Source organism: Thioalkalivibrio sp. ARh3, assembly GCF_000377265.1.
Taxonomy (GTDB): domain Bacteria; phylum Pseudomonadota; class Gammaproteobacteria; order Ectothiorhodospirales; family Ectothiorhodospiraceae; genus Thioalkalivibrio; species Thioalkalivibrio thiocyanoxidans.
In genome coordinates this window covers 144152-163178 of record NZ_KB897951.1, presented here as the reverse complement: position 1 = coordinate 163178, position 19027 = coordinate 144152, and the positions used below count along the sequence as shown (strand labels likewise).

Here is a 19027-nt window from a genome sequence, read left to right as displayed (position 1 = left end):
GGCTACGTCAGTTTACGTAGCGGACCTCCAGAATCTCGTATTCCGTCTCGCCACCGGGGGCCTGCACCGTCACGACATCGCCCTCTTCCTTCCCGATCAGCGCCCGTGCAATCGGCGAGGACACCGAGATCATGTTCTGCTTGATGTCGGCCTCGTCGTCACCGACGATCTTGTAGGTCACCTGGCGCCCGTCTTCGGTCGCCTCGAGCACGACGGTCACGCCGAACACGACCTTGCCCGTCTGCGGCAGGGTGGTCACGTCGATGATCTGGGCATTCGCAAGCGTGGCCTCCAGCTCACGAATTCGTCCTTCAATGAAGCTCTGCTGCTCGCGCGCGGCGTGGTATTCGGCGTTCTCCTTCAGGTCGCCGTGTTCGCGCGCCTCGGCAATCGCATTCACCACCCGCGGGCGATCCTCGGCCTTGAGCTTTTTCAGCTCCGCCTTCATCTTCTCGGCGCCGGTTACGGTCAGCGGGGTCTTGTTCATGCGCGCTTCCCTCCAAGATTTTCCTGGTGGAGGTCCTGCAGCCGGAAGACGTCATTCGCTCCCAGGTGGTCCAGGGCCTGCACCGTAGCGCGGGCCCCAGCGATGGTCGTGGTGTACCCCACCTTGTGCATCAGCGCCTCGCGGCGAATGGTGTAGGAGTCGGAGGTCGACTGCTTGCCCTCCACGGTGTTGATGATGAAGCTGATCTCGTCGTTCTTGATCATGTCGACAATATGCGGGCGGCCCTCGGTGACCTTGTTCACGCGCGTCACCGCGATATCGGCCTCTTCCAGAATCTTCGCCGTGCCCCGGGTCGCCAGCACCTCGAAGCCCAGCTCGACCAGGCGGCGGGCCACCTCGCCCACCAGTGGCTTGTCGATCTCGCGCACCGACACGAAGGCCTTGCCGGCCGACGGCAGCAACACGCCCGCGCCCAGCTGGCTCTTGGCGAAGGCCTCGGCGAAACTGCGCCCGACCCCCATCACCTCGCCGGTGGACTTCATCTCCGGCCCCAGGATCGGGTCCACGCCCTGGAACTTGGCAAACGGGAATACCGATTCCTTCACCGAGTAGTAGTCCGGGTACACGGCATCGCCCACGCCCTGTTCGGGCAGGGTCTGGCCGGCCATGCAGCGCGCGGCGATCTTGGCCAGCGGCCGTCCGACGGCCTTGGACACGTATGGCACGGTGCGCGAGGCGCGCGGATTGACCTCCAGCACGTAGATGTCGTCGCCCTTGATCGCGAACTGGGTGTTCATCAGGCCCACGACCTTGAGTCCCAGCGCCATCTTGCGCACCTGCTCGACCATCTCGTCCTGCAGCGCCATCGACAGCGAGAACGGCGGCAGCGAGCAGGCGGAGTCGCCCGAGTGCACGCCGGCCTGCTCAATGTGCTCCATGATCCCGCCGATGATCACGTTCTCGCCGTCCGAGATCGCATCGACATCGACCTCGATCGCGTCATCCAGGAAGCGGTCCAGCAGCACCGGGGCATCGTTGGAGACGGAGACCGCGTGCTGCATGTAGCTGCGCAGGTCCTCGCGGTCGCGCACGATCTCCATCGCGCGTCCGCCGAGCACGTAGGACGGGCGCACCACCAGCGGGTAGCCGATCTCGTCGGCCAGCTTCTCCGCCTCTTCCTCGCTGCGCGCGGTGCGGTTCGGCGGCTGCTTGAGCCCCAGCTTGTTCAGCAGGGCCTGGAAGCGCTCGCGGTCCTCGGCCAGGTCGATCGAGTCCGGGCTGGTGCCGATGATCGGCACGCCCGCCGCCTCGAGATCCCGCGCGAGCTTCAGCGGGGTCTGGCCGCCGTACTGCACGATCACACCGGCCGGGTTCTCGGTCGCGACAACCTCCAGCACGTCCTCCAGGGTCAGCGGCTCGAAATACAGCCGGTCGGAGGTGTCGTAGTCGGTGGAGACGGTCTCCGGGTTGCAGTTGACCATGATGGTCTCGTAGCCGTCCTCGCGCATCGCGAGGGCGGCATGCACGCAGCAGTAGTCGAACTCGATGCCCTGGCCGATCCGGTTCGGCCCGCCACCCAGGACCATGATCTTCTGCTTGTCGGTCGGCTCCGCCTCATTCTCCTCTTCATAGGAGGAGTACATGTAGGCGGTGGTGGTCGCGAACTCGGCCGCACAGGTATCCACCCGCTTGTACACCGGGCGCACGCCGAGGGCGTGGCGGTGCTTGCGCACGGCCTTCTCGGTCTCGTTGAGGATCGTCGCCAGGCGCAGGTCGGAGAAGCCGCGCTGCTTCAGGCGGTACATCTCCTCGGCCTTGATGTCACCCAGGATGCGGTCGCGCAGGCCCTTCTCGACATCGACCAGTTCCTGGATCTGGGCCAGGAACCAAGGGTCGATCGCGGTCAGGTCGAAGATGTCCTGGATCGAGAAGCCGGCGCGGAAGGCATCCGCCACGTACAGCACCTGCTCCGGGCTGGGGTTGGCGAGCTTCGTGCGCAGCTGGTCGACGACGTCGTCGGCTTCCAGGTCAATGCGCTCGTCAAGGCCGTCCATCCCGGTCTCCATCGAGCGCAGCGCCTTCTGGAACGACTCCTGGAAGGTGCGGCCGATGGCCATCGCCTCGCCCACCGCCTTCATCTGCGTGGTCAGCCGCGCCTCGGCCTGCGGGAACTTCTCGAAGGTGAAGCGCGGGATCTTGGTGACCACGTAGTCGATGGACGGCTCGAACGAGGCCGGGGTCAGCCCGCCGGTGATCTCGTTTTTCAGCTCGTCGAGGGTATAGCCCACCGCCAGCTTGGCGGCGACCTTGGCGATCGGGAAGCCGGTCGCCTTGGAGGCCAGCGCGGAGGAACGCGACACCCGCGGGTTCATCTCGATCACGATCATGCGCCCGTTCTCCGGGTTGATCGCGAACTGCACGTTGGAGCCGCCGGTCTCCACGCCGATCTTGCGCAGCACCGCCAGCGAGGCGTCGCGCATGATCTGGTATTCCTTGTCGGTCAGGGTCTGCGCCGGGGCCACGGTGATCGAGTCCCCGGTGTGGATCCCCATCGGGTCCAGGTTCTCGATGGAGCAGATGATGATGCAGTTGTCCGCCTTGTCGCGGACCACCTCCATCTCGAACTCCTTCCAGCCCAGCGCGGACTCCTCCAGCAGCACCTGGTTCACCGGCGAGAGGTCGAGCCCATTCTTGACGATATACTCGAACTCCTCGCGGTTGTAGGCGATACCGCCGCCCGAGCCGCCGAGGGTGAACGACGGCCGGATGATCACCGGGAAGCCGATCTTCGGCTGGATCTCCTGTGCCTCTTCCCAGGAATGCGCGAGCATCGCGGTCGGCGTATCCAGGCCGATGTCGGCCATCGCCGCCTTGAAGTGGTCGCGGTCCTCGGCCATGTCGATCGCCGCCTCGTTGGCACCGATCATCTCCACCCCGAACTTCTTGAGCACACCTTCGTTCGACAGGTCCAGCGCGCAGTTCAGCGCGGTCTGCCCGCCCATGGTCGGCAGGATCGCGTCCGGGCGCTCCTTCTCGATGATCTGGGCGACGGTCTGCCACTCCACCGGCTCGATGTAGGTGGCATCCGCCATCTCCGGGTCGGTCATGATGGTCGCCGGGTTGGAGTTCACCAGGATCACCCGGTAGCCCTCCTCGCGCAGGGCCTTGCAGGCCTGGGCGCCGGAGTAGTCGAACTCGCAGGCCTGACCGATCACGATCGGGCCGGCCCCGAGGATCAGGATGCTCTGGATGTCGGTACGCTTGGGCATGTGACGGCTCTCGCAGGCTGTCGAAATCGGAAATTCTGGAGTAGGGAGGGCGCTAGCGGCGCGCGGCGCGCATCATCTCGACGAAGTCGTCGAACGCCGGGGACACATCGTGCGGGCCCGGGCTGGCCTCGGGGTGCCCCTGCAGGCTGAAGGCCGGGCAGTCGGTGCGGGCGATCCCCTGCAGCGTGCCGTCGAACAGCGACCGGTAGGTCGGCGTCAGCGTATCGGGCAGGCTGTCCTCGTCGATCGCAAAGCCGTGGTTCTGCGACGAGATCATCACCCGCCCGCTTTCCTCGTGCCGGATCGGGTGGTTGGCCCCGTGGTGGCCGAACTTCATCTTCACGCTCTTGCCGCCACTGGCGATCCCCAGCAGCTGGTGCCCGAGACAGATACCGAACAGCGGCAGCTTGCGCTCGCAGAACTCGCGGATCGCCTCGATCGCATAGGTGCAGGGTTCCGGGTCGCCCGGGCCGTTGGACAGGAACACCCCGTCGGGTTTCAGCTCCATGACCTCGTCTACCGGCGTCTCGGCGGGCACCACGGTCACGCGACAGCCGCGCTCGGCGAGCATGCGCAGGATGTTCCGCTTCATGCCGAAGTCGTAGGCCACCACATGGTATTCGGCCTTCTCCGGATCCACCCGGGCCGGCTCCTCGCCGAGCTGCCAGGTGCCCTCCAGCCATTCGTAGCGGCTGCGCGTGGTGACCTCGCGCGCCAGGTCCATGCCCTTGATGCCGGGGAACTCGCGCGCGGCCGCCAGGGCCGCGGCCTCGTCCACATCGCCGGCCTGGATGCAACCGTTCAGTGCGCCCTTCTCGCGCAGGATGCGCGTCAGCTTGCGGGTGTCGATCCCGCTGATCGCCACAATGCCATGGCGCAGCAGGTAATCCGGCAGCGATTCGCGCGAGCGCCAGTTCGACACCAGCGGCGGCAGGTCGCGGATGATCAGCCCGGCCGCATGGGCGCGGGCGGACTCGTCGTCCTCCGGGTTGGTGCCGGTGTTGCCGATATGCGGATAGGTCAGCGTGACCATCTGCCGGTGGTAGGAGGGATCCGTCAGGATCTCCTGATAACCGGTCATCGCGGTGTTGAACACCACCTCGCCAACCGTCTGGCCCAGGGCGCCAATCGCCTGACCATGAAACACAGTGCCATCTTCCAGGACGAGCAGAGCGGGCGCGGACACGGGGACCTCCGGATGGTCTGGGTCGAGGCCGCCAGGCCATTTGCCGGCGGCGATACTGCGATGCATTCGGGATCTTTGACCCGACCTCGCCCGCACCGTCTACCGGGGCTGGACCCCGCGTTCGGACAACGGTTCGGCGGCTGAGTTACGGGTGCGGTTACGCCTGCAAGTGTACGCGAGCGCCGCGCACGACGTCCAACGAGAATAGCCGCTGCGCCCTCGTGGAACGCCTTCAAATGCGGCCCCGCCGGGTAGGATCAGATCACAGCACTCCGGGGCCAGACATGCGAAAGGCGCCACTCGGGCCCCTTTGCTTGAATCTGGCGGAGAGGGAGGGATTACGCGGCGCTGCGCGCCTCGCCCTCCGGGTCGTCGCCTGCGGCAACGTTCGGGTGCCGCTGTGCGTCACCCGTCGAACCCGGCTTTCTCATGTATCGAGGGCTCGAATCCCGATAGCTCAGGGGCCAGACATGCGAAAGGGGCCACTTGGGCCCCTTTGCTTGAATCTGGCGGAGAGGGAGGGATTACGCGGCGCTGCGCGCCTCGCCCTTCGGGTCGTCGCCTGCGGCGACGTTCGGGTGCCGCTGCGCGTCACCCGTCGAACCCGGCTTTCTCATGTATCGAGGGCTCGAATCCCGATAGCTCAGGGGCCAGACATGCGAAAGGGGCCACTTGGACCCCTTTGCTTGAATCTGGCGGAGAGGGAGGGATTCGAACCCTCGATACGGGGTTACCGTATACACACTTTCCAGGCGTGCGCCTTCGACCGCTCGGCCACCTCTCCGGTTTGTCCCGCGAAGGCACTGGCCTACGCGAAGCGCGAAAGGGTAAACCAGCGGCGGTCGGTTAGCAATGCAGACCGCCGCCACGGGCACCATCAACCGTCCGAGGGCTTGCCCGGACCGCGACTCGGCAGCGACGGGAAGGCGTGGACATTGCCACTGTCCTGGCTGGCATCCCGGATACGGGGCGTACCGACGGCCGCGACCTCGTCAATCCGGATCAGCGCGTGCATCGGCACATGGAAGCGCTCGACCCCCTCGAACTCGGTGCGCAGGCGCTCCTCGGAGGGGTCGACAACGACCTGCGAGCGCTCGCCAAACAACAGATCCTCGACGGTGACAAAGCCGTAGAGCTCGTCCTGATAGACCTCACGGGCAAAGATCTCGTAGACCTTGCCCTGGTTGAGGAAGCTGACGCGATAGCGTGTAGTGGGCATATTCACTTGACTCATATTGGGGTAGCAACCGCAGATTGCAACGGGTTGGCGTTGGTCCGGACCGACAATGCCGGTATGATTCGATCGTTTAACCGCCCAGCGCCTTCGGTACGCCTTCGATGAATTCCTCGCAGGAGCTGCTCGATCACTTGAGCCGCAACAGCCAGCCGTACGAGGACCCGCTCACTCACGTGCGCTGGGATGCGCTGTCGCTGGACGATTTCTGGATCCCGGAGGAGGCCGTATCACTCTTCGGCACCCCGGAATACTCGGCGCTGGACGATGCCCGCAAACGGCGTCTGTCGCAATACGAGTTTCTGTATTTCATCAGCGGGGCGCTGTGGCTGGAAGGCCTGTTCATGGAGCGCATCTCGCGGATCTCCATGCACTCGACCGGTCGCCTGGACCGGCTGAATTATCGCCTGCACGAGCTGCGCGAGGAAGCCGGCCACAGCCTGATGTTTATCGAGTTCATGCGCCGCAGCGGGCTACCCCTGCCGGAACGCCGTTTCCCCAAGCCGAAGCTGGCCACCCTGGTCGGGCGTTTCTCGCCGTTCGAATCTTCGATCTTCTGGATCGCGGTGATGATCGGCGAGGAGGTCCCGGACCGCATGAACCGGCTGATCCGCCAGCACAAGGACTCGATCAGCCCGACGGTAGACGACATCGTGACGCGGCACATGATCGACGAGGCACGCCACATGGCGCATGCCCGCGACACGCTGGAGTCCTATCTGGATACGCTCCCGAGCTGGCAGAAATGGGCCTATCGCCCGCTGATGCGGCGCGTGTTCCGCCAGTTCGTGCATGCGTTCTACTACCCTACCCGCGACATCTACGAACTGGCCGGCCTCCCCGAGGGCCCGGACTATCGCCGCATCGCCCGCGAGAACCCACGCCGCGCCTCCTTCATCGACACCTGCGTTGACCCCGCGCTCAAGATCCTGCGCGACCAGGGTCTGGTGCTGAACTGGCGCTAGGGAAACACGAACGTGTTTCCCTACCGTCCCCGGTGACCACCGGGGCAATTGGGTATGATCCAGTGCCATGGGCACGCATCTGAAACTCCGCCCCCCGAGCAGCACCTGGCGCCAGATCGAACTGGGGCTGTTCATCGTGCTGCTGACCGCCATTGTGCTGCGGGTGTACTACAACCCGCCAGCGGCGCTGGAACAGCTGACCTTTCGTGACGAGTTGCGGGTGGCCCTGGTCGAGCGCCCGCTGGGCCGCTCCGAGCTCGCCGCTACCGCGGGGCGCGACCAGCTCGAACTGGAACTGCTGCACGGTCTGGCCGAGGAACTGGGCACCCGCCTGCGCGTGACCCGCGTGGATGACGCCGCCGCCGCCCACCGGCTATTGCGCCAGCGCCGCATCGACATCGCCGCCGGACTGCTCGTCCCGCCCAACGACCCGTCGATCGAAGCCGGCCCGGAGATCCTGAGTGTGCAGCATGTCGTGGTCTTCTGGAACGAGAACGAACGGGCCACACCGCTGATTTCGCTGACCGATATACCACCCGGGGCGCGCGTCGGCATGACCGCACAGGCCCCCATACCCGAGAGCCTGAGCCAGCCCTTGCTGGCCGAGGTCCGCCTGGAGCCGGAGACACCACCGGAGATGGCACCGGATACGGTCACCGAGGACGAACCAGCACTCGAAGGGGCCCCGTTTGCCCCCATCACCACACCCCTGGACGGCGAAGAGGAAGCAGACCCGTCGAATGGCGAACTCGTCCCCTACGCCAACGCCGAAGCCCTACGCGAGGCGCTGGAACGGGGCGAGATCGACTATGCGGTGATGAACTCCCTGGAATACCGTCGCCTGCGGCGCATACACCCGAGTCTGCGCCTAGCGCACGAACTGGAACGCAGCGCCGAGGTGCGCTGGCTGTTCCCCACGGGTCTCGACCGCAGCCTGATCGACACGGCGGAGGAGTACATCGACCAATTGCGCGACAACCGCGAGCTGGAGTTGCTGCTCGATCGCTACCTCGGCCACCTGGAGACCCACGATCTGGTCGATGCCCTGACCTTCGCGCGCCGCGTCGAGCACCGTCTGGAAGAGTTCCGTCCGCTGTTCGAGGAGGCCGGAGAGACCTACGATCTCGACTGGCGCTTCATCGCCGCGGTGGCGTACCAGGAATCCCACTGGAATCCCGACGCGGTATCCCCCACCGGCGTGCGCGGATTGATGATGCTGACCCAGGTGACGGCCGCCGGGCTGGGCATCGAGGATCGCACCGACCCGGCCGCCAGCGTGGATGGTGGCACACGTTACCTGATCGATCTGCGCGAACGGCTGCCGGATTCCATCCCCGAGCCCGATCGCACCTGGATGACGCTGGCCGCCTACAACGTGGGGCTCGGACATCTGCACGACGCCCGGCGCCTCGCCGCCGCCAACGGCGATGACCCCGATCGCTGGCTGGACGTGATGCAGTGGCTGCCGCGCCTGGCCCAGTCCGAATGGTACGAACAGACCCGCTACGGCTACGCCCGCGGCTGGGAGCCGGTCCACTACGTGCAGAACATCCGCAGCTATTACGACAAGCTGGTGCAGCGCTTCCCGGAGTCCGACGAGCTCAAGCCGCCGGCCCCCGAGCTCTACCGCCGCACACCGCTGGCGCTGTAGTTACCTGCCTGCGCCCCCAAGCGCACGCCGCCCCCTGCGTCAGGCCCGCGCCGGGCCATACGTGGCGGGGATCACCAGCGCCTGCTCCTCCTCCATGATTTCTTCACGCTGCTGTTCGGCCGCTTCCTGCAGGCCGAAAAACCAGACCGCGAAGATCAGGGTAAAGACGACGAAGAACGCCATGCCCGCCCAGGAAAGCACATGCATGAACGGTCCCGGGCGATCCCCCGGCGCCACTTCCGGACGCTGGATTGCACGGTAATTCAGCCAGGCGAACACCGGCGAGGACAGGAACGAGGCCACCATGGCGAACTGGAGCATGGAGAGCAGATCGGTGAGGAAGAAATTGATGATGATGATGCAGACCACCACCGTGAACACGATCCAGGCGGTCAGGGCGCGCTGCAATCCCTTTTCCGGGCGGTCGAACAGCAAAATGGTGCTCATCGCCAGTGACCGCGGCCAGCCGTCCATGCAGGTGATGGTGGTGCTGAACATCGCGGTGAACGCAGCCAGCACGATGATCCAGTGGGCCCAGTCACCGATCGTGGAGGTATACATCTCGATAAAACGCGCGGCGAACTGTCCGGACGACAGCTCGGCCAGCTCGATCCCGGCACCGGACCGATACATCACCAGGGCACCCAGCGCCAGGAAGAAGACCGCCAGCACCACGGTCACGATGTAGCCGATGTGAAAGTCGGTGGTGGACTCCTGCATCGTCGCGCGATGTCCGGTCTGGATCTCGCGCGATGTGCGCCACAGGGAAGGCCAGGCGGCCACGTCGATCGGTGCGGGCATCCAGCCCATGAACATGATGATGAACCCAATGGAGGCGAGGTCCCAGGGGTCGCGCCCGACAAAACCCTCCGGCACCTCCACACTCTGCCAGACGGCCACAATCACCGCGGTCAACGTGGATACGGCCAGCAGGAACACCACCACCTTGGCGATCTTGTCCAGCAGTTGATAGTGCCCGGCGATAATGAGGGCCGCACACAGAATCAGGATGCCCATGGTGATGGCGATCACGTGATCGCCGTCGCCCATAAACGGGAAATTCAGAAACAGACTGGCGGTGATGAACGCCACCCCCGCCACGTTGAGAAAGGCATTGATCAGATTCAGCCCGAAGAAGGCCGCCAGATAGCCCTTTCCCATACGGCGATAACCATGGAGGATGGTGTCCCCGGTGGAGGCGCGGTACTTCACCGAGTACAGAAAGAACGGGTACTTGAACAGGTTCGCCAGCAGCAGGAGCAGCAGCAGCGACCAGCCGTAGATCGCCCCGGCCTGGGTAGACGATACGAGGTGCGAACCGCCGATCGCGGCGCCCGCCATCAGGATCCCCGGCCCGATCGCCTTGCCGAGATTGGTACGGGGTCTCCAGAAAGCCTGCATGCGCGCCTCGACGAAATCCTTGCGTCCAATCAAACGGCATGACCGTACCCTCTGTACGGCCTTGCGGGCGCGAGCCTAGCGTATCCCGCTCTGATGGGCCACATTTGTCGCACTACGAACGCCATCGCGCTTGCTGCCGCTGGCGAGGCTCCTACCGCGGATCCGCCGAGTGTCAGGCTTTCCCGGAAACGTTCAGCGCCGCGAACGGGCGTGGAGGCAGAAACGCGCCAGGATCGCGACATCGTGGTCGGCCTGACCGGCCGCCAGCGCCTTGTCCACCGCGCGGCGCACCGGCTCCAGCCCGTCCAGACTGAGGCCCACCTGCTCGCCCAGACCGGCCACGATGCCCAGATCCTTGTGGTAGAGCCCGGTCTGAAAACCGGGCTCGAAGTCGCCGTCCAAAAGACGCTGGCCGTGCACCTCGAGGATACGCGAGCCCGCGAAACCGCCCATCAGTGCCTCTCGCAGCCGTGCCGGATCCACCCCGGTCTGTTCCGCCAGCGCAAAGGCCTCGCCGATGGCCACCAGCGTCTCGCCCACCACCAGCTGATTGCAGGCTTTGGCGATCTGCCCGGCGCCACTGGTACCGACATGGGTCAGCGTCGAGCCAACAATATCGAAGATCGGCTGCAGCCGGTTGACCGCATTCTCCGGGCCGCCAACCATCAGGCTGAGCGTACCGTTGCGTGCACCCGGCTCGCCGCCCGAGACCGGCGCATCCACGAAGACCACCTCACGTTCCGCCGCGGCCTGCGCAATCGCGCGGGTGCGGATCGGGTCGATTGTGCTGTGGTCGACCACCAGCAGCCCCGGACGGGCATGCTCGAGCACCCCATCCGCGCCCAGCATCAGTTGCTCCACATCGGGGGTGTCGGAGACGTTGAGTATCAGCACGCGCAGGCTGGGGACCAACTCCGCCAGACTGGAGGCGGCCCCGGCACCCTCCGCCACCAGGGCCTCGGCCGCTTCCGGCCGACGTGCCCAGACCCGGATATCCGCCCCGGCACGCAGCAGATTGCGGGTCATCGGGGCCCCCATGATACCCAGGCCCACGCAGCCGATCGGCTGCAGTGCTTCGGGGAGGCTGGATGCAGTAGTCATGGCGAGGGCTCCTGGCGAGGGACGGCCATCGAGCATCCGTCCCGTTGATTTGAAAACCTCACACTCTAGCAACCCACACCGATGGAGGGTGGGGACGCGACCGATCGCAAATGCCCGCCGGATCGGCTCGCTCCTGGCGCTATCAGCGTCATAGCGGGCTCTCGCCCTTGCCCAGCAGACTCACATCGACCGCACTCCTCCTCGTCTTTGCGCCCTACCTCCGCCACACCGCTGCGACCTCCCAGAAACGAAAATCCCCGGTAAATGGCCCCACCAAAAGCAACCAACCCAGTTGATCATAATTTTATTATTTACCGTATTTAGTAATTCATTTATCTTTATTTAGATCGGAATAATTACCCTGCGTTCCCGTCCTACCCCCAACTGGATTCAAAAAGCCACGGAAGCAAAAGAGTCCAGTGTGCTTCCTGGAAGCGCGGCATACGCCATACCGCATATTTCAAAGAACACAAAAACCGCGAGGACCCCACCAATGAAGAAAGCTTTTGTCCTGCCTCTGGCCCTGACCGCCGTCGCCATGCTCACCCTTCCCGGCGCTGCCATGGCCGACTACGGCGAACAAAAAGTCGTCTATCACGTGAACTACAACGACATGGACCGCCACATGGCCGCCATGGGCAACATCCAGAACCACATCAATGCCGTGGGCGCGGAAAACATGGAAATCCGCGTGGTCATGCATGGCCCGGGTCTGCACCTGCTGCGCAACGCCAAGGAGAACGAAGACCTGGCCGCCCGCATCGAAGAACTGAAGATGCAAGACGTTGATTTCAATATCTGCAATGTCACCGTCACCCGGGGCAACGTGGACATCTCGGAAGAGCTGTTCGATGCCACCGAAGACGACCTGGTACCTAGCGGGGTCGGCGAGATCGGCCACCTTCAGACGCAGGGCTTCGTTTACCTGCGCCCGTAAGTACCACATTTCCTCCAGGCCACCGAGTGTTCTCCCGGTGGCCCTTTGGGCTCGGCCTTGGCCGGGCCTTTTTCTTGAGCGGAACCCGGTTTCCCGAAGGAAATGCACAACCAAAATTCCAGTCTTTATTTGAATATAGAACCACTCACAAAAATCAGCCGGACCAGCCGGAATAAGTACCCCGTTAACGCGTCATATCAAAGCCGGACCAAGCAGCCCCAAAGGGAAGCACCGGCTGCAAAACAAAAGGAAAATCCCAACCGGGACCTTTAACGAGGAAAACGCGTCATGAAGCACCTGCATATTATCGCCCTGGCTCTGGTCTCCTTTCTGCTGATCGCCCCGGCGACCGCGCTGGCCGAATACGGCGACCAAAAGGTGGTCTACCACGTGAACTACAACGACATGGACCGCCACATGGCCGCCATGGGCAATATCCAGAACCACATCAATGCTGTGGGCGCCGACAAGATGGACATCCGCGTGGTCATGCATGGCCCCGGCCTGGGCCTTCTGCGCACTGCCAAGGAGAACGATGACCTGGCCGGCCGCATCGACGAACTGAAGCTTCAGGGTGTTGATTTCAACATCTGCAACGTCACCGTGACCCGCGGCAACATCAGCATCGCCGACGAGCTCTACGATGCCTCCGAGGACGATATCGTCCCGAGTGGCGTGGCCGAGATCGCCCATCTGCAGCAACAGGGCTTCGTCTACCTGCGCCCGTAAAACGACACCTGCCATCACACGCACGTTTGTCGTCTGAAGGCCCGGCAGCTGCCGGGCCTTTTTTGTGCCCGCGTCAGAACCCCGGAGTACGCGCGAATCATATTGGGCTATCCGCGGCAAACCGGTAAGGTATGCACTCCTTTCTTCCGCGAACCGCCTGCTTGCCCGCAATCCGCATCCAGTCCCTGTGCAAACGATACGACGACACAGCCGTTGTCGATGGCGTGAACCTGGAGATCCCGCGCGGCGAATTCTTCGGGCTGCTGGGACCCAACGGCGCGGGCAAGACGACGACCCTGCGCATGTTGCTGGGACTGACCCCGATCGACGGCGGGCAGGTGGAGGTACTGGGCCTGCCGATGCCGGAGGGCGAGCGTGAGGTGCGCAAGCGCCTGGGCATCGTGCCGCAATTCGACACCCTGGACCCGGACTTCACCGTTATCGAGAACATGCGCACCTATGCCGCGTATTTCGGTCTCTCCGGCGCAACGGTCCAGGCACGCATCGATCACCTGCTGGAGCAGGTCAACCTGAACGACAAGCGCGGCGCGCGCATCAATGCCCTGTCCGGCGGCATGAAGCGCCGGCTGACCCTCGCACGCGCCCTGATCAACGAACCCGAGGTCGTCGTCCTCGACGAGCCGACCACCGGGCTGGACCCACAGGCGCGCCACCACCTCTGGCGCCAACTCCGGCAGCTGCGCGCCTCCGGCGTCACCCTGGTGCTGACCACGCATTACATGGAAGAGGCCCAGGAGCTGTGCGATCGCATCGCGATCATCGACCACGGCCGCATCATCGCCTGTGATGCCCCCAGCCGCCTGATCGCCGAGCACATCGAACCCTGGGTACTCACAGTCGGCGGGCCCGATGCCGGCACCGCGATCGAGCAGGAGATCGGCCCCCGCGATCGCGCCCACCAGGTAGCGGACACCTGGCTCGTGTATACGGCCGAACCGGACCGGCTGCGCGAACGCCTGCGCGCGCGCGGCCTCGAGCCGACCCTGCGCGAGGCGGACCTGGAAGACGTGTTCCTGAAACTCACCGGTCACGAGCTGCGCGACTGATGCCCGACCCGACCTCGACCTGGCTCCCCCGCCCCAGCCTGCGCTTCGTCGCGGTCTGGCGGCGCAACCTGCTGGTCTGGCGCAAGCTGCTGGTGCCGTCGATGCTCGGCAACTTCGGCGAGCCGATCCTCTACCTGCTGGCCTTCGGCTACGGCTTCGGCCGCCTGGTGGGTGACCTCGACGGCATGAGCTACATGGTGTTCATCGCCTCCGGGATCATCTGCTCCTCGGCGATGTTCACCGCGAGCTTCGAGGGCATGTATTCCGCCTACACGCGCATGGCGGAGCAGAACACCTGGCTCGGAATGCTGGCCACACCGCTGACGCTGGACGACATCGTTTTCGCCGAGGCGATATGGGCCGCCAGCAAGGGCCTGATCAGTGCCACCACCATCCTCGTCGTCGCCGCAGTCCTGGGGCTGGTGAGCGACGCTCGCGCCCTGCTCGCCTTGCCGGTGATCTTCCTCGCCGCGTTCACCTTCGGCGCGCTCGCCCTGGTCATCACCGCGCTGGCGCGCAGCTACGACTTCTTCCTGTACTACTTCACCCTCGCGGTGACCCCGATGCTCCTGCTATCCGGGGTGTTCTTCCCGCTGCAGGAGCTGCCCGACTGGGTGCAGACCCTGGCGCTGGCCCTGCCGCTGGCGCACGTGGTCGAGATCGTGCGCCCGCTGATGACCGGCAGCTGGCCGACCAGCGTCTGGCCGCACCTGGCGGTGATCGTGGGCTACGGTGCGGCGGCCATCATCCTGGCGACCGCGCTGATTCGACGCCGCCTGCTGCGCTGACCGCAACGGCGGCTGTGGCAAGATAGGCCCCCTCCCCAGGAAGACACCGCATGGCCACGCCCGAGAACGATCCCAGCACCCCGCAGGAATACCGCGCCACAGTCGCCCGCGGGCTCGGCCCCCTGCTGGCCGAGGAACTGGGCGCACTCGGCGCCACCGACGTGCGCGAGGAAGGCGGCGCGGTGCACTTTTCGGCTGATCTCGAGACGCTGTACCGCGTACTGCTGGGCAGCCGCATCGCCAGCCGCATCCTGTTGCCGCTGGCGCGCTTCGAGCAGCCGGACGGCGACGGCTGCTACACCGCCGCCCGCGCGATCGACTGGCCCGCGCTGCTCGATCCCGGCGCGACCTTCGCGGTCGAGGTCGGCGGCAAGAGCCGCCACATCCGCCATACCCACTTCGCCGGGGTACGCATCAAGGACGCGGTGGCCGATGCCTTCCGCGAGGCAACCGGCGCCCGCCCGGACGTGGACCCGAAACACCCGGACGTGCGCATCCTGTTGCAGCTGCAGGGCGATCACGCACGGCTCTCCGTGGATATCGGCAACGGCGGCCTGCACCGGCGCGGGTATCGCGGCGCTGGCGGGGCCGCCCCGCTGCGCGAGAACCTCGCCGCCGCCCTGCTCGCCCGCGCCGGCTGGCCGACACGCGTCGAGGACGTCCCGGAACAGGCGCAGCTGCTGGACCCGTTCTGCGGCAGCGGCACCCTGGTGATCGAGGCGGCCCTGATCGCGACGCACACCGCCCCCGGGCTGCTGCGCCAGGACTTCCGCCCGCAGGGCTGGGCCGGGCACGACCCCACGCTGTGGCAGCACTGCGTCGACGAGGCCCGGGCGGCGGTTCGTCCCTGGCCAGGTCCAGTGCTTCTCGGCTCGGATCGCGACCCGCGGGCAGTCCAGGCCGCGCGCAAGGCGGCCCACGCCGCCGGGGTCGCCGCCTGCACCCGGTTCGAGGTCGCCGACGTGCTGACCCTCACGCCCCCCGCACCGAACGGGCTGCTGATCAGCAACCCGCCCTATGGCGAACGCATTGGCGACCAGCCCGAGCTGATCAAGCTCTACAGCCTGCTGGGCGAGCACCTGAAACAGGCCTTTGGCGGCTGGCAGGTGGCCCTGCTGGTCGCGGACACGACCGACTCGCGCCGCCTCGGGCTGCGGGCCACGCGCAAGTACCGCGTACACAACGGCCCGATCGACTGCCAGCTCCTGGAGTTCGACATCCATGCCCGCGAGGGACAGGCCGAGGCGCCCCCCCCGGCACCCGAGTTCGCCAACCGCCTGCGCAAGAATCTGAAGCACCTGGATCGCTGGGCGCGGCGCCAGGGCGTGACCTGCTACCGCATCTACAGCGCGGACCTGGACGAATATCCCCTGCTGATCGACCGCTACCAGGCCACCGACGGCTCCGTGCACCTGCACCTGCAGGAGTTCGCCGCCCCGGCGTCGGTCGAACCCGCGCGCGCCGAGGCACGCTTGCGCGGGGCGCTGGCCGCGACCCTGGAGGTCACCGGCGTCGATCCCGCTCATCTGCACTACAAACAGCGGCGCGCTCAGAAGGGTCGCTCGCAGTACCAGCGCGCCGAGACCGCACAAGCCGCCCCCTTCTGGGTCGAGGAACACGGCTGCCGGCTCAAGGTGGAGCTGGATGCCTACCTGGACAGCGGCCTGTTCCTGGACCACCGCCCGATGCGGCGCCGCCTGCAGGAAGAATGCAGGGGACTGCGGTTGCTGAACCTGTTCTGCTACACCGCCGCGGTCAGTGCCCATGCCGCCGTGGGGGGTGCCCGCCAGACCGTCTCGGTGGACCTGTCCAATACCTACCTCGACTGGGCCGCCGACAACCTCGCGGCCAACGGCTTCGAGGCCACGGTGCGCGACGGGCGCAGTCGGCGTCGGCCGGATACCCACGCCCTGCTGCGCGCCGACTGCATCACCTGGGTGCGGGAGGCCGCTGAAGACCCGGCGCTGCGCTTCGAGCGAATCTTCCTCGATCCCCCGACCTTCTCGAACTCGAAACGCACCGAGGCCGACTTCGAAGTGCAACGCGACCATGTCGAACTGATCCGCGATGCCGCGCGCCTGCTGACCGAGGACGGGATCCTGTACTTCTCGACCAATCGCCGCCGCTTCGAACTCGACACCGAGTCCCTCGCGGGCCTGGAAGTCCGCGAGATCACTCGCGAGACGCTGGACGAGGACTTCCGCCGCCCACCTCCGCCCCATCGCTGCTGGTCCATCTCGCACACGCCGATCTGAGGCCGCAAGGCACCAGGACGCACATCGCGCCCGGAAGGAGCCACCAGTCAGTCCAAAAATCGGGCCACGGATTGCAGCGCGGCGAACAGCCCAAGACATAAAAAAGGCGCCCCGAGGGGCGCCTGGAAGTACTGCTTCTGACCGCGAAGCGGTCCTGTACGGCCTAATCACCGTAACCGTAGTTCTCCACCAGGAAGTCCACGATGTCGTCACGCTGCTCGTCGGTGAGCCAGGTCATGCCGTAGTCTTCCATGTCGTCCATGACCCAGTTCCAGTCATCGCGCGACAGGTTCTGGTTGGTCGCCTGACGGATACCGTGGCAGGCCGCACAGGTTTGTTCGAACAATTCCTTGGTCGCCGAGACCTCGTCGGCCTTCTCTTCCTGGGCTTGTTGTTCTTCCTCGGAGATCGCCTCCTCGGCAACAACGGGCGAAGCCAGGGCCGCGAACGCCAACCCCAGTAGCGACAGCATTACAAAACGCTTCATGCGTACTCCGTTCTACTCAAAAGAAACCCGGGGCAATGATGCCCCGGGCATGGAGGTTTGTCACGCGGCGACCGTAACCGGGATCTTGTGGACGATGTTGCCGTCGTAGCCACGCGGGTTCCACGGCTGGACGATGGGCTGGGTATTGCCCTTGTCGTCCACGGCCCGGGCCCAGATCTCGTAGTAGCCGCGGTTCTCGAAGGACAGCTCCTTCTCGAAGTGCACCCAGGCGTACTTGTTGACCGGGTCGCCCTTGAGATCGGCCTTTTCCCAGTTGAGACCAAAGTCGGTGGAGATCCAGACTTCCGCGACCTCGTCCTCGCCCGCCCAGGCATGGCCGGTAACCTTGACGGTCTCGCCGCGCTCCAGACCGGTGTCCTTCTTCGGACCGGTAATCACGGACTTGATCAGCCACGGGCCGCCGACCTTCATGTCCTCTTCCGGCGGGCGCTCGCCCGGGGCCACCGGGTACTTCGGCATGCGGTAGGAATAACCGGTCATGCCACGACCGTCGTGTTCCTGATCGCGCAGGGTGATCTTGTTCAGCCACTTGTGCGAACAGGAGCCGTACCAGCCCGGCACCACCAGACGCACCGGGAAGCCGTGGGTCGCGGGGATGTCCTCGCCGTTCATCGCATAGGCGACGATGGTGTGCTCTTCCATCGCCTTGTCGATCGGCACGCCGCGGGAGAACGGGCCGCGGTCGCCGAGGATCGGCTCGTAGCCCTCGTGCGCGGTGTACACGGCGCTGTCCTTCACACCGGCCCGCTCAAGGATGTCCTTCAGCGGCACGCCGGTCCACTTGGCGTTGCCCACCGCACCGCGGTTCCAGGGGTTGCCGCGAGGCTGCGGATCGAAGTTGGCGCGGCCGTTGCCGCCACACTCGATGTGCAGGACCAGGTCCTTGCTGTCCATGCTCTTCAGGTCGTCGAGGCCGATCTCGAGCTCGTCGTGCACCTCGCCGTCGATTTTCAGCGACCAGCCATTCGGGTCGCGATCCAGTGCCTGCTGCGGGATCAGGTCGTTGTTGCGGATGAAATGACGGCTGGCCGGGGTAACCTCGTCTTCCAGCAGATGCGGCGGGGTCTCGACGTTCAGCGGGCGATCGTTATGGACGATCAGGCCGTCCTCCTTACTGGCGTCCGACATCGCGGACTTCGCCTGCTCGTCCTCGAGGCCGTTCGCCTCGTCGGCCCAGGCGGCCGGGATCAGGCCACGCCCGAACAGGCCGCGCATCGCGGCGTCGGTGCCGGCACCAAAGCCGAACAGCGTCAGGGCAGCGCCACCCACGCCCATGCGACCCATGAAACGACGCCGGGAGACGGCTTCGTCAAAGATCTCGAGGGTCTGGGGGTCCGCCCCGGCGTCTTCCGTTACGCCTCGCAGGCGATCCCAGAATTGGTTTTCTTGTTTCCTGGTCATATGCTCCTCCATCACACGGATCCTTGCGGTCAAGATCCCCTCAACAAGGCCTTGTCGACTCAGGGATCCCTGAATCATTTAGATCAG

At 65.3% G+C, this 19027-nt stretch carries 15 protein-coding genes and 1 tRNA gene; 7 read left to right on the top strand and 9 right to left on the bottom strand.

Features of this window, described 5'->3' with window-relative positions; genetic code table 11:
• Positions 1–7: 7 nt before the first annotated feature.
• From greA to C995_RS0110845, 5 genes are all read right to left on the bottom strand, one after another.
• Entirely contained in the window at positions 8–487 is a 480-nt protein-coding gene (gene greA / locus C995_RS0110865; protein WP_018864962.1) for a transcription elongation factor GreA, read from the bottom strand.
• Positions 484–3717: a carbamoyl-phosphate synthase large subunit gene (gene carB, locus C995_RS0110860; RefSeq protein ID WP_018864961.1), complete on the bottom strand. Its 3234-nt coding sequence runs from the start codon at positions 3715–3717 to the stop codon at positions 484–486. Before carB ends, greA begins: the two co-directional genes overlap by 4 nt.
• Before the next feature lie 52 nt (positions 3718–3769).
• On the bottom strand, positions 3770–4903 hold the full coding sequence (gene carA, locus C995_RS0110855) for a glutamine-hydrolyzing carbamoyl-phosphate synthase small subunit (RefSeq protein ID WP_018864960.1): 1134 nt from the start codon (positions 4901–4903) through the stop codon (positions 3770–3772).
• A 693-nt stretch (positions 4904–5596) separates the two neighbouring features.
• Positions 5597–5687, bottom strand: a tRNA-Ser gene (locus C995_RS0110850).
• 93 nt (positions 5688–5780) lie between these two features.
• On the bottom strand, positions 5781–6122 hold the full coding sequence (locus C995_RS0110845; protein ID WP_018864959.1) for a DUF1820 family protein: 342 nt from the start codon (positions 6120–6122) through the stop codon (positions 5781–5783).
• A 119-nt stretch (positions 6123–6241) separates the two neighbouring features.
• Here C995_RS0110845 and C995_RS0110840 point away from each other — a divergent pair, with 119 nt between their 5' ends.
• Together C995_RS0110840 and mltF are read left to right on the top strand one after the other, a co-directional pair.
• On the top strand, positions 6242–7102 hold the full coding sequence (locus tag C995_RS0110840) for a diiron oxygenase (RefSeq protein ID WP_018864958.1): 861 nt from the start codon (positions 6242–6244) through the stop codon (positions 7100–7102).
• A gap of 67 nt (positions 7103–7169) precedes the next feature.
• On the top strand, positions 7170–8753 hold the full coding sequence (gene mltF, locus C995_RS0110835) for a membrane-bound lytic murein transglycosylase MltF (protein WP_018864957.1): 1584 nt from the start codon (positions 7170–7172) through the stop codon (positions 8751–8753).
• Positions 8754–8792: 39 nt separating this feature from the next.
• On the opposite strand, the gene C995_RS0110830 is transcribed toward mltF, so the two are convergent.
• Positions 8793–10154 carry an NRAMP family divalent metal transporter gene (locus C995_RS0110830; protein ID WP_019623592.1) on the bottom strand — a complete coding sequence of 454 codons (1362 nt, stop codon included), beginning with the start codon at positions 10152–10154 and terminating at the stop codon, positions 8793–8795.
• 192 nt (positions 10155–10346) lie between these two features.
• On the bottom strand, positions 10347–11255 hold the full coding sequence (locus tag C995_RS0110825; RefSeq protein ID WP_018864955.1) for an NAD(P)-dependent oxidoreductase: 909 nt from the start codon (positions 11253–11255) through the stop codon (positions 10347–10349).
• A 493-nt stretch (positions 11256–11748) separates the two neighbouring features.
• On the opposite strand from C995_RS0110825, the gene C995_RS0110820 reads away from it, so the two are divergent.
• The 5 genes from C995_RS0110820 (at position 11749) to rlmKL (ending at position 17031) form a co-directional block, all read left to right on the top strand.
• Complete coding sequence (locus C995_RS0110820; RefSeq protein ID WP_018864954.1) at positions 11749–12192, top strand: DsrE family protein; 444 nt, start codon at positions 11749–11751, stop codon at positions 12190–12192.
• A 288-nt stretch (positions 12193–12480) separates the two neighbouring features.
• Entirely contained in the window at positions 12481–12921 is a 441-nt protein-coding gene (locus C995_RS0110815) for a DsrE family protein (RefSeq protein WP_018864953.1), read from the top strand.
• Positions 12922–13082: 161 nt separating this feature from the next.
• Positions 13083–13988, top strand: a complete 906-nt coding sequence (locus tag C995_RS0110810; RefSeq protein WP_026279074.1) for an ABC transporter ATP-binding protein — start codon at positions 13083–13085, stop codon at positions 13986–13988.
• Positions 13988–14776, top strand: a complete 789-nt coding sequence (locus C995_RS0110805) for an ABC transporter permease (protein ID WP_018864951.1) — start codon at positions 13988–13990, stop codon at positions 14774–14776. The genes C995_RS0110810 and C995_RS0110805 overlap by 1 nt, the downstream gene beginning before the upstream one ends.
• A gap of 50 nt (positions 14777–14826) precedes the next feature.
• Complete coding sequence (gene rlmKL, locus C995_RS0110800; RefSeq protein WP_018864950.1) at positions 14827–17031, top strand: bifunctional 23S rRNA (guanine(2069)-N(7))-methyltransferase RlmK/23S rRNA (guanine(2445)-N(2))-methyltransferase RlmL; 2205 nt, start codon at positions 14827–14829, stop codon at positions 17029–17031.
• 163 nt (positions 17032–17194) lie between these two features.
• Here rlmKL and C995_RS0110795 read toward each other — a convergent pair whose 3' ends face one another.
• The gene (locus C995_RS0110795; protein WP_018864949.1) at positions 17195–17518 is read right to left on the bottom strand and encodes a cytochrome c; all 324 of its coding nucleotides are present in this window, start codon (positions 17516–17518) and stop codon (positions 17195–17197) included.
• A 60-nt stretch (positions 17519–17578) separates the two neighbouring features.
• Positions 17579–18940 (bottom strand): sulfite oxidase, encoded by a 1362-nt coding sequence (locus C995_RS0110790; RefSeq protein ID WP_026279073.1) that lies wholly within the window; start codon positions 18938–18940, stop codon positions 17579–17581.
• Positions 18941–19027 lie beyond the last annotated feature (87 nt).